This window comes from Enterococcus viikkiensis (assembly GCF_005405345.1).
Classification (GTDB): Bacteria; Bacillota; Bacilli; order Lactobacillales; family Enterococcaceae; genus Enterococcus_A; species Enterococcus_A viikkiensis.
This window is the reverse complement of record NZ_BJDW01000028.1, coordinates 1-15,573: the sequence shown is the minus strand read 5'-3', so window position 1 is coordinate 15,573 and position 15,573 is coordinate 1. Positions and strand designations below refer to the sequence as shown.

Below are 15,573 nucleotides of genomic sequence, written 5' to 3'. Positions count from 1 at the left end.
AGTCAGTCAGCTATCCTCTAGCTGACTGACGATAAAATGAAATGGAGGGAAACCCTTTTGATCGATGTAAATAAATTCGAAAGTATGCAAATAGGTTTGGCTTCTCCTGAAAAAATCAGAAGCTGGTCATACGGTGAAGTAAAAAAACCGGAAACCATTAACTATCGTACATTGAAACCTGAACGTGAAGGGCTATTCGATGAAAGAATCTTTGGACCAACCAAAGACTGGGAATGTGCCTGTGGGAAATACAAACGAATCCGTTATAAAGGTATCGTTTGTGACCGCTGTGGTGTTGAAGTTACCCGTTCGAAAGTTCGTCGCGAACGGATGGGTCACATTGAATTAGCAGCGCCTGTTACACATATTTGGTATTTCAAAGGTATTCCTTCACGGATGGGTCTTGTTTTAGACATGAGTCCTCGTGCGTTAGAAGAAATCATCTACTTTGCATCATATGTCGTAATCGATCCAGGTAATACGAGCCTAGAGAAAAAACAATTATTAACTGAACGTGAATACCGTGAAAAACGGGATCAATACGGTCAAGAATTCCATGCGGCAATGGGTGCTGAAGCCATCAAACAATTACTAGATAAAGTAGATCTAGAAGGCGAAACTGTTGAATTAAAAGAAGAATTGAAAACCGCTCAAGGACAAAAACGGACACGTGCGATTCGTCGTCTGGATGTTTTAGAAGCGTTCCGTTCTTCTGGGAATCTTCCTAGCTGGATGGTTATGGATGTTATTCCTGTCATTCCGCCAGATCTACGTCCGATGGTCCAATTAGAAGGGGGTCGTTTTGCGACTTCTGACTTGAACGACTTATACCGTCGTGTGATTAACCGTAACAATCGTTTGAAACGTCTATTAGACTTGAACGCACCAAATATCATCGTACAAAATGAAAAACGGATGCTGCAAGAAGCGGTAGACGCATTGATCGATAATGGTCGTCGTGGCCGTCCAGTAACTGGACCAGGTAACCGTCCATTGAAATCTTTATCTCACATGTTGAAAGGGAAACAAGGTCGTTTCCGTCAAAACTTGCTAGGTAAACGTGTCGATTACTCTGCTCGTTCCGTTATCGTTGTTGGACCTTTCTTGAAAATGTATCAATGTGGTCTGCCAAAAGAAATGGCGATCGAATTGTTCAAACCATTTGTCATGAAAGAACTCGTTCAACGGGAAATCGCGTCAAATATCAAAAATGCAAAACGTAAAATCGAACATCAAGAAGATGTTGTTTGGGACATTCTAGAAGAAGTTATTAAAGAACACCCTGTTTTACTTAACCGGGCACCTACGTTGCATAGACTAGGTATCCAAGCATTTGAACCAATCTTAGTAGAGGGTCGTGCAATCCGTCTTCACCCATTAGTTTGTGAAGCCTACAATGCCGATTTCGATGGAGACCAAATGGCTGTCCATTTACCTCTAGGTGAAGAAGCGCAAGCAGAAGCTCGGATGTTGATGCTCGCTGCAACGCACATCTTGAACCCGAAAGATGGTAAACCCGTTGTTACACCATCTCAAGATATGGTCTTAGGTAACTACTACCTAACAATGGAAGAAGAAGGCCGTGAAGGTGAAGGAATGATCTTCCGTGATATGAATGAAGCAGTGTTGGCATGGCGTAATGGCTATGTTCACTTACATTCACGTGTAGCTGTTGATCCTAATACATTAGGTGACAAACCATTCACTGAAGAACAAAAAGAACGCATGCTGATCACAACTGTTGGGAAAATTATTTTCAACGAGATCATGCCGCAAGAATTCCCTTACTTAAACGAACCAACTGATTTCAACTTAACACAATACACACCTGACAAATATTTTGTTGAAAAAGGTGTTGATATTCCTGCAGCGATCAAAAAACAAGAAATTATCTTGCCATTCAAGAAGAAAAACCTTGGAAATATCATCGCTGAAGTCTTCAAACGTTTCAAAGTCACGGATACTTCCATGATGCTTGACCGTATGAAGGACTTAGGGTACAAACACTCTACTCATGCTGGTATGACCGTTGGTATCGCCGATATCATGGCCCTAGCTGAAAAACAAGAAATCATCGATAACGCCCACAAACAAGTTGGCACGATCACGAAACAATTCCGTCGTGGTTTGATTACGGATGATGAACGTTATGAACGTGTTATTGCTGTTTGGAATGCAGCCAAAGATAATATCCAACAACGTCTGATTGAATCAATGGATGCGAAAAACCCAATCTTCATGATGTCTGACTCTGGAGCCCGTGGTAACATCTCCAACTTTACTCAGCTTGCTGGGATGCGTGGATTAATGGCCGCTCCGAATGGACAAATCATGGAATTGCCGATCATCTCAAACTTCCGTGAAGGTCTATCTGTCTTGGAAATGTTTATCTCGACTCATGGGGCTCGTAAAGGGATGACCGATACCGCCTTGAAGACAGCCGATTCAGGTTACTTAACTCGCCGTTTGGTTGACGTTGCCCAAGATGTGATTGTACGTGAAGAAGATTGTGGCACTGACCGCGGTCTACAAATCTCTGCAATCCGTGAAGGTAATGAGATCATCGAATCGTTAGAAGAACGTCTGGTTGGACGTTATACTCAAAAATCTGTTTTAAATCCTGAAACAGGCGAAGTAATCTTACCTGGGGATGCATTAATCAGTGAAGCAGATGCAAAACGGATTATCGACGCTGGTGTTGAAACATTAACCATTCGTTCGGTCTTCACATGTAATACGAAGCATGGTGTATGTAAACATTGTTATGGTCGCAACTTGGCTACTGGTGACGACGTTGAAGTCGGTGAAGCAGTTGGTACGATTGCTGCTCAATCAATCGGTGAACCAGGTACTCAGTTGACCATGCGTACATTCCATACCGGCGGGGTTGCCGGAGATGATATCACACAAGGTCTTCCTCGTGTCCAAGAAATCTTCGAAGCACGTAATCCTAAAGGGTTGGCTGTTATTACTGAAGTTACCGGTGAAGTTGTTGAAATCGCTGAAGATGCTGCCACTCGTTCGAAAGAAGTGACCGTCAAAGGTGAAACGGATACGCGGACATACACAGTTCCTTATACCGCTCGTATGAAAGTTGTTGAAGGTGATACAATCCACCGTGGTGAACGATTAACAGAAGGTTCAATCGATCCTAAACACTTATTACAAGTGCGGGACGTTATCTCTGTTGAAACGTACTTGCTACGTGAAGTTCAACGTGTTTACCGGATGCAAGGGGTAGAAATCGGCGACAAGCATATTGAAGTAATGGTTCGTCAAATGTTGCGTAAAGTCCGCGTTATGGACCCAGGTGACACAGATATCTTACCAGGTACATTGTTAGATATCGCTGACTTTAAAGACCAAAACTACAAAACGATTGTTTCTGGTGGCACACCTGCGACATCTCGTCCAGTCTTGCTTGGTATTACGAAAGCCTCATTGGAAACAAACAGCTTCTTATCTGCTGCATCATTCCAAGAAACAACTCGTGTCTTGACCGATGCTGCAATCCGCGGTAAGAAAGATCCACTACTTGGATTGAAGGAAAATGTTATTATTGGTAAGATTATCCCTGCCGGAACAGGTATGGCGACTTACCGTAACATGGAACCAAAAGAAGTCGTTGTGGCTAGCGAAAATGTCTACAGTATCTTTGATATTGAAGCACAAATGGCTGCCGAAGATGCTTTGAACAATCCATTGAACTAAGCGTTAAAAGCATCACGAATTGGTGAAGCTAAATATAGAACAACACTAGGACCACAAGATTCAACAGAATCTTGTGGTCCTTTCTTTTTAGCGGTATTATAAGAGAGTATCTGACGAAATGAAAACGGCTACTTTAAATAGATATTAAATTTCGTTTAGACTAGCGGAGATAGACTATGGTCTAATGCTAAATTATGAGAAAATATTGTAGAATTATTTGGCTAGATAAAAATTTTGAGGTGTTACATGAGTAGAGCAAAGAAAATCATTCTAATTATCGTAGGGATTATCGTGATACTCGTTGGTGCGGCTACGTTCTATCTACTAAAAGTCAATAATGACGTAGATCAAGCAATTAGTAAAATGACGAAAAAAATCGATTATTCGAGTAAACGTTCGGATACCGTTGATTTAAAAAGTGGAGAGCCGTTCTCGGTTCTGTTGATGGGAACGGATACTGGTGATAAAGGACGGACGTATCAAGGACGTTCCGACTCTATGATGCTGGTTACGATCAATCCCAAGAATAAGCAAACGATGATGACAAGTCTGGATCGGGATATTTATACTCAGATGGTGGGTTATAAAGGTGATGAGAATGTCTATGTCGCAAAAGGGGATACCTATTATGATAAGCTGAACGCGGCGTATTCACTAGGCGGGACCAAAATGGCGATTGAGTCGGTTCAAAAAATGCTGGATGTACCAGTTGATCACTATGTTGAGATCAACATGAAGGGCTTGAAAACTTTGGTTGATGCGGTCGGCGGGATCGAAGTCGATAATAAGATTGATTTTACGTTAGACGGCGTGCATGTAAAAAAAGGCAAACAAACTTTAGATGGCAGACACGCTTTAGAGTATGTGCGGATGCGTCACGAAGATCCGAAGGGTGATGTTGGCCGGCAAGCACGACAACGAGAAATTTTATCTAAGATCATCAAAAAAATACTCTCAGTCAATTCGGTAACCCAGTATAAAAAATATTTACACGCGGTGGAAGATTATGTAAAGACCGATCTAAGCTGGAGTGAAATGCTAACGGTCGTTAAAGAGTACACCCCTGCTGCAGAGGACATCAAGCAAACACAAGTCGAAGGTCAAGGCGAGATGATCCAAGATATTTATTTCCAAATCTTAGGGCTAAATAGTTTGTTGGAAGAGCAAAATACTCTGAAGCAGCAATTAAATCTGCCTACTAAGAAAAAAATACCGAATCTAGATGACGACGATGACAATCAATTATTCTTTGATGATAGCGAAGTGGAGAAGATCAGTGCGGGAACGCATTATGATTATACCGGTTACGGCAAAATCATTTATCCAATCGATACGGAGAATTATTAAAAGAGAGCTGAAGGCAGAACCTGTGACAAAAGTCTTGTCACAGGTTCTTTTTTTACGGATAACTAGCTTTTCACTTGAAACTGGACAGGTCTAGTACACGCTCTTTTTGAGCAGATTCATTTCATTTTTTTGAAAAAGGCTTATGATGGGACGAAAAGGGGGAAGTATTTATGGCAGAAGAAAAAGCAATTTTTGCTGGCGGCTGTTTTTGGTGTATGGTGAAGCCCTTTGATCAAATGCCTGGTATAAAGAAAGTTGTATCCGGCTATACAGGAGGAGATGTAGTAAATCCCACCTATGAACAAGTCGGCAGCGGAACAACGGGACACACGGAGGCAGTCGAGATCACCTTTGATCCAGACGTTATTTCGTATCAGCAATTAGTCGAAATTTATTGGCAGCAAACCGATCCTACGGATGCCTTTGGTCAGTTTGCCGATCGCGGAGATTCTTATCGTCCGGTGATTTTTTATTCCTCTGATGAACAGAAATTGACAGCGGAAGCCTCGAAGGAACGACTGCAAGCAAGTGGACGTTTTAAAGAGCCGATCGTAACGACAATTGAATCGGCTCAACCGTTTTATCCAGCAGAAGACTACCATCAAGATTTTTATCGGAAAAATCCAGCGCACTATAACGCTTATAGCGAGGGTTCTGGGCGTAAAGGGTTTATTCGCCAGTATTGGCAGGCTTAGCGATGGTCTAATAGGATGCAGAACAGTCCGATAAAAAGAAAGGGTACAAATGGCAAACGCTCCGGTATTTTTTGCCGTAAGACCTGATAGCCGTAAAAGCCCAGCCCCGTAGTTGAAGCAATCAACAGCAGTTGTAAGAGCTCATGACCAGACAAAAATAAGCTCCATAAAGCAATGATCCAAAGATCTCCCAAGCCAAGACTGTTTGGGAGTATTTTTTGGCTGCAATAATAGAGGGCACAAACCATCAGTGGTTGTTTCCAATGAAAAGAAAATAATAAGGCACCGCCGCCTAACAAAATCAAACTAGTAAAGAAAAAGATTTTTTTCTCGACAATGAAATGATCCCAGTCGATCACCGCTAAAACGAGTGTACTTAGCAGCCAAAAAAGCTGCCACAGCTGAACCCCGTTGACTTCTGCTAGAAAGAGGACAAAAAGCACTCCGCAAAAAAGTTCCAGCCAAAAACTGCGGGCGGAGAATTTTTTATGACAATGCCTGCACCGGAAACCTTGTCGAAGGCTGGAAAACAAAGGGATCAGTTCCAATGGTCGCAACTTTTGTTGGCAATGGTCACAATGGGATGGCGGGTATAGGAGCGATTCTCCTCAAGGAATCCGAGTCGTGACAACGGCCAAAAAAGAGCCGATAATCGTGCCGATAACAAATTGTAAAATAGCCTTTCACCTCCTTTTTAATAAGGTACGACAAAACATCAAAATACCAGCGTTTTCTTTGTACTTTTACTGAAAGTGTATTATGCTTTTATTGGAGCTAAAAATTTTAGGAGGTATGAAGGAATGAAATTTGAAAAGACAAAAGAAGTATTGAACCAACTAGTTGCAGACTTAAGTCAAATGTCCATGGTTATCCACCAAACACATTGGTATATGCGTGGTCCTGGTTTCTTGACATTACATCCAATGATGGATGATTTCATGGATGATGTAAATGATCAATTGGATGAGATCTCTGAACGCTTGATCACATTAGACGGTTCACCTTACTCAACGTTGCGTGAAATGGCTGACCAAACTAAGATCCCTGATGAAGTAGGACGTTGGGATCGGACAATGGAAGAACGCTTGGCTACGCTTGTTAAAGGCTATCGCTATTTAGCAGACCTTTATCAAAAAGGGATTGATGTGACTGGTGAAGAAGGCGACGATCCAACACAAGATATCTTCATTGAATTCAAAACGGCGACTGAAAAACGCATTTGGATGATCCAAGCTCATTTAGGCCAAGCGCCTGAAATTGATGCGTAATGAATTAAATAAAAAACGACTGCCCATGTGGGCAGTCGTTTTTTTGTTTTACAAGGCTGTTTTTGCCAGCTCGATTTGTTTTTTGACTTGATCGAAGCCGGTGCCGCCTAGTGAATGGCGACGAGTGACCGCAGTTTTAGAGGATAAGGTATCATAAATGTCTTCTTCGATCACAGCATTGATTGCTTGGTAATCGGCTAATGGAACATCTTGCAGATAAATCCCCTGTTGAGTACAATCTAAGACCAATTTTCCAACGATCTCGTGGGCTTGACGGAAGGGGATGCCTTTGGTCGCCAAATAGTCAGCTAGTTCCGTCGCGTTGGAGAAATCTTTTTCCGTCGCGTCATGCATGACCTGTGTATTGACCTTCATGGTGTCAATCATACCGGCCATGATATCTAAGCTTGTCGCTACCGTATGGACGGTATCAAACATGCCTTCTTTATCTTCTTGTAAATCTTTGTTATAGGCCAAGGGTAAGCCTTTGATCACCGTTAATAAACCAACTAAATCCCCGAAAACCCGGCCTGATTTTCCTCGAATCAACTCTGCCATATCAGGATTTTTCTTTTGCGGCATAATCGAACTGCCGGTGGAAAAAGTATCGGTCAATTCGACAAATTTAAATTCGTGGCTGCACCATAAAATGATTTCCTCACAAAAGCGGGAAAGGTGCATCATCAAGATCGAGCTGTGACTCAAAAATTCTAAAATGAAATCCCGATCACTGACCCCATCTAAACTATTCATATAAAGATCGTTGAAGCCTAATTCCGCCGCAGTCATTTCCCGATCGATGGGAAACGTCGTCCCAGCCAAAGCCGCACAGCCGAGAGGAGAAATATCGACTCGTTTGATACTTTCTTCCAACCGAGCTTGATCCCGTGTCAGCATGCCATAATAAGCCATTAAATGATGCCCAAAAGAAATCGGTTGGGCATGCTGCAGGTGCGTGTAGCCAGGCATGATCGTTTCGATATGTTCCTCGGCTTTGTTCACTAAGACCGTCCGAAAATGCTGCACCTTCTCAATAATTGCAAGCAACTGTTCCTTTAAATATAAATGCATATCCGTCGCGACCTGATCGTTCCGGCTGCGAGCGGTGTGAAGCTTGCCGGCGACTGGACCGATCTCATCGTGGAGCATTTTTTCCAAATTTAGATGGATATCTTCATTTTCAATTGTGAAGACTAATTCATCGTTTGCGGCTTTCTCCGCTAAAATCGTCAAACCAGTCGAAATTTTCGCTGCTTCATCTTTTGCGATGATTCCTGTCGCACCGAGCATTTTGACGTGGGCCAAACTACCAATAATGTCTTGTTTTGCTAATTGTTGGTCAAAAGGAATCGATGCACCAAATGCGTCGATCCAAGCTTCATTTTTACCGTCAAACCGGCCGCCCCAAAGTTTTGCCATGTACCGTCACCTCATTAGTTTCTTGTTAAAAAAGACCGCTCTGAGACGGTCTTTTTTAGTGTCTAGCAGAACGAGTCTGCATTGCCTTTAATTTGATGTCTAGTTTATCGAAGAAACTCTTTGAGGCAACAAGCGAAACGTTTGTTAAGCCTGAAAAACGACGTATCAAACCTTTAGTCTTGTTGTTAAGAGCAGAACGAGTTTACTAAACTTTTCTTATAAGGAGGAGGCATCTTTGCAGATACCTCAGGATGAAAACATTGCTGGTTTCCTTATTTCCTATCGGGAAAAGAAACTCACCTATGAGCAATGGCAAGATGTGAAACCGGACGGCCTTATTTACCGGCAAGTAAAAGCCGCCTCACATCTGGTTCCTCTTGCAAAAGAGGGGTGACAGAAGTCTCGGCTTCTGTCGCTCCCATTCATCTTAAAGCGTTGGTTGGGTCTTTTTCGCCTGAATTTCAGCGTTGACCTTAGTTGGCAAGCCCCATAATTTAATGAAGCCAATGGCCGCATCTTGATCGAAAGTATCGGCAGAGGTATACGTCGCCAAATTTTCGTTATATAAGCTGTTGTCAGATTTACGTCCTTCAACGATTACGTTGCCTTTAAATAGTTTGACCCGTAATACACCATTTACGACTTCTTGCGATTGTTTCAAGAAAGCGATCAAAGCGTCCATTGTTGGGTTGAACCATAAGCCGTCGTAGATCATTTGGCCTAATTGCTGTTCGATCACGGGTTTGAAATGAGCCATCTCACGGACAAAGGTCAAATCTTCTAACTCTTTGTGGGCGGTCATTAAAACTTCTGCCCCTGGGCACTCGTAAACTTCACGGGATTTGATTCCGACTAACCGATTTTCAATATGATCGATTCGGCCGATACCATGTACGCCGGCGATGGTATTTAATTTCATGATTAATGCCGCTAAGGATAATTTCTCTCCGTCTAAGGCAGTCGGTACGCCCTTTTCAAAGGTAATCTCTACAATCGTCGGTTTATCCGGTGTATCCTCTAACTTAGCTGTGATAGCGTAAGCACCTGCTGGAGGAGTTGCCCACGGATCTTCCAAGACGCCACATTCGCAAGCCCGGCCCCATAAGTTTTGGTCGATCGAGTAAGGATTATCTAAGTCTGCTGGAATCGGTACCCCTTTTTCAGCTGCATAATTAATTTCTTCCTCCCGTGACCATTTCCATTCACGAACGGGTGCGATGATCTTTAGAGTTGGATCAAGGGCTGCGATAGATACTTCAAAACGTACTTGGTCATTGCCTTTTCCGGTACAGCCGTGAGCGATCGTAGTTGCACCGGTCTGATGAGCCAGTTCGACTAATTTTTTCGAGATCAAGGGACGAGACAAAGCGGATACTAACGGATAAGAATTTTCATAGTAGGTATTGCCTTGGAGCGCGATCAAAACGAAATCCTGTGAAAATTCTTCACGAGCATCAATCGCGTAGGATTCAGTTGCACCAACCTGTAAAGCTTTATTTTTAATAAATTCAGTGTCCCGACCTTCGCCGATGTCTAAACAACACGCAATCACATCGTACCCTTCATCTACGAGCCATTTAATTGAGACAGAAGTATCTAAACCACCTGAGTATGCTAAAATCACTTTTTCTTTCATCCTGATTGCTCCCTTGCTGCTTTTTCATTAAATTCTAATTAATATGTTGAAGCTATAGTAGCATCGTAAAATACAAAAATCAACCCCTTTTTAAATATTTATGCAAAATAATTTTGATTTTACGTTTCTTTATTCATTTTATAGTATAGAAAGCTGCTTGATATGAATAGTAGGAAGATATTAGGAAAATGAAAATATTTTGCGTTTTCAAAGAGAAAAACATTGACATACCAAGCCCTAGCAAGTATTATGGTAAATGGTATTGTTTGCCCCACAAGAGCCCCGGAAACTCAAGTGTTTGTCAAACATTCGAAATCGAAATTGGAGGAAAAAAACGTGCGTACAACATATATGGCTAAGCCAGGCGAAGTAGAACGTAAATGGTACGTAGTAGACGCAACTGATGTTCCTTTAGGACGTCTTTCAACAGTTGTTGCATCTGTACTACGCGGAAAAAATAAACCAACATTCACACCACATATTGACACTGGTGATTTTGTAATCGTAATTAATGCAGATCAAATCAAATTAACAGGTAAGAAAGCGACTGACAAGATTTACTACCGTCACTCAAACTTCCCTGGTGGATTGAAATCAATCTCAGCAGGCGAAATGCGTGCTAAAAATTCTCGCCGTTTGGTCGAAACTTCTGTTAAAGGGATGCTTCCTAAAAACACTTTAGGTCGCGCTCAAGGCATGAAACTTCACGTATACGGTGGAGCAGAACATCCACATGCAGCACAACAACCAGAAGTTTTAGACATCACAAACTTAATTTAATAGGAGGGAAATTCATTGGCACAAGTTCAATATAGCGGCACAGGCCGTCGTAAAAATGCAGTTGCTCGCGTACGTTTAGTACCAGGAACTGGTAAAATTACTGTAAATAAAAAAGACGTTGCAGAATATATCCCACATGCTGACCTACGTTTAGTAATCAACCAACCATTTGGTGTTACTGAAACTACAGGTTCATACGATGTATTCGTAAACGTTGATGGTGGAGGCTATGCAGGTCAAGCCGGCGCTATCCGTCATGGTATCTCACGCGCTTTATTAGAAGTAGATCCTGATTTCCGCGCACCATTAAAACGCGCTGGATTACTTACACGTGATTCACGTATGGTTGAACGTAAAAAACCAGGTCTTAAGAAAGCACGTAAAGCTTCACAGTTCTCTAAGCGTTAATATCCTTTATATATCAACGTTTCTGGCACTTTCCGATTTTGGGGAAGTGTCTTTTTTTGTACGCTTAGGTACGAAAAAATGTACGAGATTTTGAATTGGCTGTTTTTAAGACCTAGGTCGGACACTATATAATCGTTCTTTTTAGTTTGTTTGATTGTTATTTTAAATAGTTATTTATTTTGCTTTTCGAGCTTCATCTAGGCGTTTCTCGAATTTTTCATAAGTGGAAAGATCGACAACATTTGGGGTATTAACGTATATTTCTGTCGTTTTGATATCCGAATGGGTTAAGGCTTGAGAAATTTGCGCCATTGTTGCACCGCCTTCACGAGCTAACGTACTAAAGGTATGGCGTAGTTTGTGAGGGTTTGTCTGAACCAGTTCCTCATGTCTTCGGCGAATGGATTTTAGCCGATAATTTAAGTAATCCACATGAACCGGAATATTTACTTCGCCACTTCGATTGGCATAAGTGAAAAGAAATTGTTCTTTCGTCTGTTTAATGCCCAACTGTAGCAGTTCTTCCTTTTGTTTTTGCTTCCATTCTTTCAATAGTTTAATAAGGAATGTCGGAATCTTGAACTTCGTGGCTTTGCGCCCTTTTGTGGATTTTAAATTGCCAAACTTATCCTTACTTTGAATCAAACTGACATAACCATTTTCAAAATCAATATGCTTCCACTGAAGGGCATAGGATTCGCTCTTGCGGTCCCCTAGGTTCAACGTTAGCATCAAGAGAACATAGTCTTGCATGATTAGAGAACCATTGCTGTAATCCTCATTCGCTGCGTCTAGCCAATCAATCAATTCTTCGGCTGTCAGTGCTTCACCGTTTAGCTGACGTTCCGCCTTTAGTTGCTGTTTCTTAGGATCACCCACATACCGAATCACTTTTTCAATCCGATTGTATTCGATATACTCTAATAGCTCCGCAATATCAAAAATCTGGTTGACGTAACTTTTGATGATTTTGATATTGGCATAAATTTGGGACTTTTTCATCAAAGCACGAAGCACAAAGTCTTTATTGTCGTTTAAGAACTTGATGGAATATTCACCAAACATCGGTAGAATATGAAGACGGAAGACATCTTTCGTATTGCTAATGGTTGTGGCAGTTGGTATTTGCCTAGATCGTCCAGTAGAACCAGCGATATACATATCCAACCAAACTGTTTCATAAAACTCTTTGAATTTGATATGCCCGTTTAATTCAAATGAACGAGCACTCTTTTCATTAAGCACACGTTGAATTTTTTGAGACAGGTCTTTTTCAGCTTGTTCCGCTTCTTTTTTCGTCCTAAATGTTTTGCGGTAGCGTTCGGTAGTGACACCTAGAATTTGTCGCACCTCCTTGGGGTAAAACACCTCCAATTTGTAGTGGTTGTTTTTCAGTTTAGTAATTGCCATGTTCCTTCCTACTTTCTTATACGCAAACCAGAACGTAGGAATGACTACGTTCTGATTATAAACCGCTTCTAGCGAGTATAGCAATGGAGCCATTCGTCTATAGCTTGCCGATCAAAACGCACAACACCTTGAATCGTGATTTTTGGCAGTCCTTGTTCGACCCATTTATCCAAAGTGTTGTTCGCAATATGGAGATATTGGCAAGTTTCTTTCTTGGTTAAATAGCGTTTGTCGATCGCAGTATCTTGTCGTACTTGATTCACATTGTTTAGAAGAAGTGTGTAAACACTATTTCCTAGCTGTTTCATCTGCTCATCGTTCAGTAAAAATTGAACTTCGTGCATAGGTAACCTCCTTTCTCTAGTAAGAATCTTCATTTTCCAATTCCAGTATTTTTTGTTCGATAAAGGTCTGATCTGTTTCCGTGAATTTTTCTTTTCCTTTGGCTAGTAATTCTCTCAAATAAACTTCTGCTTGTTCTGGGCCATAGGCTTGTAGAAAAGCTTCATAAATCATGGCGAGCGATTTCGAAGTGGCATTTTCTAACCATGCTTTCTTCTTGGAAAAGGTTGGCTTTTCACGAACTACACGTAAGGGGATTTTGGGAATACCCCCCACAAATTTATCCCACCATTTCATGTTCGGCCAACGAGCTTTGTTGTGATAGTTGACGGGGCCTTTGGGTTTGGTCTTGAAGCTGTAGTGGGAAGCTAAAATGCCACGAATTACCGTATTGAGTGGTATTCCTTTCGCAAGCTTTTTTACGGCTTGCCGAGCTTTTTGATCGGTTAACTCCAATTCCCAGCGAACCCACTCGTTGACTTGGGCAATTTCTCCCGTTTTATCGCGTATTTCTTGCTTTTTGTCATAAATCCGCAGTAGTTGTGGCTGAGCGCCAATGTAAAGCGTATGACCAGTCAGAATGCCTTCCTGTAGTTGCCCACTGTTTACTTCCCGAAAGTGGCGGCTTTGAGAGCTGAGTTGGCCGTTCCTCACGTATTTTTGCAAAGTAGATACAGGAGGAGAGGAGCCGTCAAATAAATCCATTGCCAAGTCGGCACGAGTAATGGTTCCTTTGGCTTTTAAAATGGTGGCTAAGAATTTCTGCCAATGCCAACCCTCCACACTAGACATATATTCTTCGTATTGGCGACACCCTTGACCCGATAAGTTTACTAAGAGATTGTGGTGGTGGTCACTTTGGTGAATGATAATATCTGCAAAGGAATAGTGAGAATCGTAAGTGGGAAAAGGACTCCCTTTCTTTTCTGAAGTAAAGTCAGAAAGGGCAATTCCCAGTAAGTCCGCAACTTTTTCCATCGAAGCATCCGGTAATGAAAAACGCAGAAAATCGATCAGACATTCGTTACTTTGCCGGTGTGTTTGGTTCATTCACTTCTCCTAGTTGATAGGAGGTGGCACTGATTTTCAATGCTGCAAATTGCCAGGTGTCAATCATTGGTTGACCTTCTCCCACAAATGACTTTTTCTGAATTTTTCGGGGATAGACATTTAAACCATTAAAACGAATGGGAATCAACTCGCCGTCTTCATAGTTATCTAAAATGGGTAATTCTTCTTGATGCTCGACCACAATGGTAATCGGGGAGCCGAGTTCTGTTCCGCCGTTATTCAGAACCAGTTCGACAAAAGCCCGATCATAGACTTTGAAGGTGAGGGTCATTAGCCCGGTTTCTACACGTTCGCCCACATGGTTCTGTTCACGTTCCATCCGCATTTGAATATCACTTTTGGCTACAACAAAACGTTGCGGGAGTTTGAATTGTTTGAGATCGAAACGTAGACTGGCTAGATTGACAGTTTCTGAATCGTTGAGTGAGATACTGGTTCCTTTTTGGATCATTAATTTTTTTGACATGTGTATTTCTCCTTTGATTTTGAATTTAGTCTTTGTTTTAATTGGTTGAAACAAAGTAGAGTGGGTGCACGAATCAGTTGCATAAAATTTCCTCCCTTCACTAACAAGAACAATTTGGAACCCCCTATTTTCCAAAAAATGTGGAATTTCTCATAATTTTCTTTATGGATGATTTCTCTTCCATTACTACTACAATCTGAGTAGGGCAATTTTTCGAAACAACAGGCAATTGAATTAACTTGTAAGAGATTCTTAAACTATTTGCTCCTTAATCGCCTCATTTCGAAAAAGTTTCTTTTTTGATAAAACACAAAAAAGACGTGTAAACGAACTCGGCTCTGCCGCTGGCAGCCGGTCCGTTCACACGTCTTTTGGTTTTTTATTTAGCTAATTTTGACAAAAATCGAATCTTTGAAGAATGCTCGTGAAGCCTTTTGTAGCAACCATCAGAGGGATTTCCAATGAGTTTGGTACCCCCGTGTTACCCCCGTGTTACTAGCGGGGGGAGAAACGTTGCGAGATTGATTGGATTTAGTTAGAAAAAATCTTTTTACTTCTTACTATATTTTTTGTCTTTTTGAATTATTTCTTCAATGTTTTTCTTCGTAACAACTGTTTTTCGAACTTCGCTATCGTACTTAGAGTCAGGATGTGAAATTGAATATCTTACTATATCTAAGTAGCTGTTAACTTGAATTTTTTCACCCTCAAGAGTGTTAATTTCTACACCATCTCCTGAAAGATAGGAAATATCTGCAACATTATTTAGATTAATTTCTTTATTCTCATCACTATAAAACTGAAAGTAGAACTTAAAACCAAAAAACATAATAATCATCGATAAGATTATTAGAACCGATAGACAATGAATATTATGACGCTCTTTTTAGACGTAATAATATTTATTCTAATGATCCATCCAAATTGAAAAAAGGACAAGCGAAGATAGCGTAAAATATTTTGTGTAAATAGAAATTTAGGGTAGAAAAAGAGAAAGTCCATTCTGTAAAATTAAAGTTA

General features: G+C 41.2%; 15 protein-coding genes and 1 pseudogene. 7 read left to right on the top strand and 9 right to left on the bottom strand.

Annotation, left to right across the window (positions count from 1 at the left end; genetic code table 11):
• Positions 1–57 precede the first annotated feature (57 nt).
• The 3 genes from rpoC (at position 58) to msrA (ending at position 5,753) form a co-directional block, all read left to right on the top strand.
• Positions 58–3,711, top strand: coding sequence for a DNA-directed RNA polymerase subunit beta' (gene rpoC / locus FFM67_RS11195; protein ID WP_137614642.1), 3,654 nt, complete (start codon positions 58–60; stop codon positions 3,709–3,711).
• A 246-nt stretch (positions 3,712–3,957) separates the two neighbouring features.
• The gene (locus tag FFM67_RS11190; RefSeq protein WP_137614641.1) at positions 3,958–5,058 is read left to right on the top strand and encodes an LCP family glycopolymer transferase; all 1,101 of its coding nucleotides are present in this window, start codon (positions 3,958–3,960) and stop codon (positions 5,056–5,058) included.
• A 170-nt stretch (positions 5,059–5,228) separates the two neighbouring features.
• Positions 5,229–5,753: a peptide-methionine (S)-S-oxide reductase MsrA gene (gene msrA / locus FFM67_RS11185; protein WP_137614640.1), complete on the top strand. Its 525-nt coding sequence runs from the start codon at positions 5,229–5,231 to the stop codon at positions 5,751–5,753.
• Here msrA and FFM67_RS11180 read toward each other — a convergent pair.
• Entirely contained in the window at positions 5,750–6,196 is a 447-nt protein-coding gene (locus FFM67_RS11180) for a prepilin peptidase (RefSeq protein ID WP_170178038.1), read from the bottom strand. The genes msrA and FFM67_RS11180 overlap by 4 nt on opposite strands.
• Positions 6,197–6,232: 36 nt before the next feature.
• Positions 6,233–6,301, bottom strand: a pseudogene (locus FFM67_RS12580) (hypothetical protein); the annotation flags it as partial.
• 252 nt (positions 6,302–6,553) lie between these two features.
• Between FFM67_RS12580 and FFM67_RS11175 the strand changes: the two are divergent.
• Entirely contained in the window at positions 6,554–7,021 is a 468-nt protein-coding gene (locus FFM67_RS11175; protein WP_137614638.1) for a Dps family protein, read from the top strand.
• 48 nt (positions 7,022–7,069) lie between these two features.
• On the opposite strand, the gene argH is transcribed toward FFM67_RS11175, so the two are convergent.
• Positions 7,070–8,440, bottom strand: coding sequence for an argininosuccinate lyase (gene argH / locus FFM67_RS11170; RefSeq protein ID WP_137614637.1), 1,371 nt, complete (start codon positions 8,438–8,440; stop codon positions 7,070–7,072).
• 235 nt (positions 8,441–8,675) lie between these two features.
• Here argH and FFM67_RS12310 point away from each other — a divergent pair, with 235 nt between their 5' ends.
• Positions 8,676–8,834 (top strand): hypothetical protein, encoded by a 159-nt coding sequence (locus FFM67_RS12310; RefSeq protein ID WP_170178037.1) that lies wholly within the window; start codon positions 8,676–8,678, stop codon positions 8,832–8,834.
• A gap of 33 nt (positions 8,835–8,867) precedes the next feature.
• Here the strand turns inward: FFM67_RS12310 and FFM67_RS11165 are convergent, their stop codons facing one another.
• Positions 8,868–10,076: an argininosuccinate synthase gene (locus FFM67_RS11165; RefSeq protein ID WP_137614636.1), complete on the bottom strand. Its 1,209-nt coding sequence runs from the start codon at positions 10,074–10,076 to the stop codon at positions 8,868–8,870.
• A gap of 351 nt (positions 10,077–10,427) precedes the next feature.
• Between FFM67_RS11165 and rplM the strand changes: the two genes are divergently transcribed.
• A complete protein-coding gene (rplM, locus tag FFM67_RS11160; protein ID WP_071862708.1) occupies positions 10,428–10,856 on the top strand; it encodes a 50S ribosomal protein L13 in 429 nt (142 codons plus the stop codon).
• 15 nt (positions 10,857–10,871) lie between these two features.
• The gene (gene rpsI / locus FFM67_RS11155) at positions 10,872–11,264 is read left to right on the top strand and encodes a 30S ribosomal protein S9 (protein WP_010741373.1); all 393 of its coding nucleotides are present in this window, start codon (positions 10,872–10,874) and stop codon (positions 11,262–11,264) included.
• 174 nt (positions 11,265–11,438) lie between these two features.
• Here the strand turns inward: rpsI and FFM67_RS11150 are convergent, their stop codons facing one another.
• The 5 genes from FFM67_RS11150 to FFM67_RS11130 all read right to left on the bottom strand — a co-directional run bounded on the left by FFM67_RS11150 (position 11,439) and on the right by FFM67_RS11130 (position 15,382).
• A complete protein-coding gene (locus FFM67_RS11150; protein WP_137598940.1) occupies positions 11,439–12,674 on the bottom strand; it encodes a tyrosine-type recombinase/integrase in 1,236 nt (411 codons plus the stop codon).
• Positions 12,675–12,742: 68 nt separating this feature from the next.
• The gene (locus FFM67_RS11145) at positions 12,743–13,018 is read right to left on the bottom strand and encodes a helix-turn-helix domain-containing protein (RefSeq protein WP_048603186.1); all 276 of its coding nucleotides are present in this window, start codon (positions 13,016–13,018) and stop codon (positions 12,743–12,745) included.
• A gap of 16 nt (positions 13,019–13,034) precedes the next feature.
• Complete coding sequence (locus FFM67_RS11140) at positions 13,035–14,066, bottom strand: replication initiation factor domain-containing protein (protein ID WP_137614635.1); 1,032 nt, start codon at positions 14,064–14,066, stop codon at positions 13,035–13,037.
• Positions 14,041–14,553: a hypothetical protein gene (locus FFM67_RS11135; protein ID WP_137598938.1), complete on the bottom strand. Its 513-nt coding sequence runs from the start codon at positions 14,551–14,553 to the stop codon at positions 14,041–14,043. The genes FFM67_RS11140 and FFM67_RS11135 overlap by 26 nt, the downstream gene beginning before the upstream one ends.
• A gap of 550 nt (positions 14,554–15,103) precedes the next feature.
• Complete coding sequence (locus FFM67_RS11130; protein ID WP_137614634.1) at positions 15,104–15,382, bottom strand: hypothetical protein; 279 nt, start codon at positions 15,380–15,382, stop codon at positions 15,104–15,106.
• Between the last annotated feature and the right edge of the window lie 191 nt (positions 15,383–15,573).

Coding starts and splice junctions, on each gene's coding strand:
- FFM67_RS11190 (WP_137614641.1), top strand. CDS start 3,958: ATGAGTAGAGCAAAGAAAATCATTCTAATTATCGTAGGGATTATCGTG.
- msrA (WP_137614640.1), top strand. CDS start 5,229: ATGGCAGAAGAAAAAGCAATTTTTGCTGGCGGCTGTTTTTGGTGTATG.
- FFM67_RS11175 (WP_137614638.1), top strand. CDS start 6,554: ATGAAATTTGAAAAGACAAAAGAAGTATTGAACCAACTAGTTGCAGAC.
- argH (WP_137614637.1), bottom strand. CDS start 8,440: ATGGCAAAACTTTGGGGCGGCCGGTTTGACGGTAAAAATGAAGCTTGG.
- FFM67_RS11165 (WP_137614636.1), bottom strand. CDS start 10,076: ATGAAAGAAAAAGTGATTTTAGCATACTCAGGTGGTTTAGATACTTCT.
- rplM (WP_071862708.1), top strand. CDS start 10,428: ATGGCTAAGCCAGGCGAAGTAGAACGTAAATGGTACGTAGTAGACGCA.
- FFM67_RS11150 (WP_137598940.1), bottom strand. CDS start 12,674: ATGGCAATTACTAAACTGAAAAACAACCACTACAAATTGGAGGTGTTT.
- FFM67_RS11145 (WP_048603186.1), bottom strand. CDS start 13,018: ATGCACGAAGTTCAATTTTTACTGAACGATGAGCAGATGAAACAGCTA.
- FFM67_RS11140 (WP_137614635.1), bottom strand. CDS start 14,066: ATGAACCAAACACACCGGCAAAGTAACGAATGTCTGATCGATTTTCTG.
- FFM67_RS11135 (WP_137598938.1), bottom strand. CDS start 14,553: ATGTCAAAAAAATTAATGATCCAAAAAGGAACCAGTATCTCACTCAAC.
- FFM67_RS11130 (WP_137614634.1), bottom strand. CDS start 15,382: ATGTTTTTTGGTTTTAAGTTCTACTTTCAGTTTTATAGTGATGAGAAT.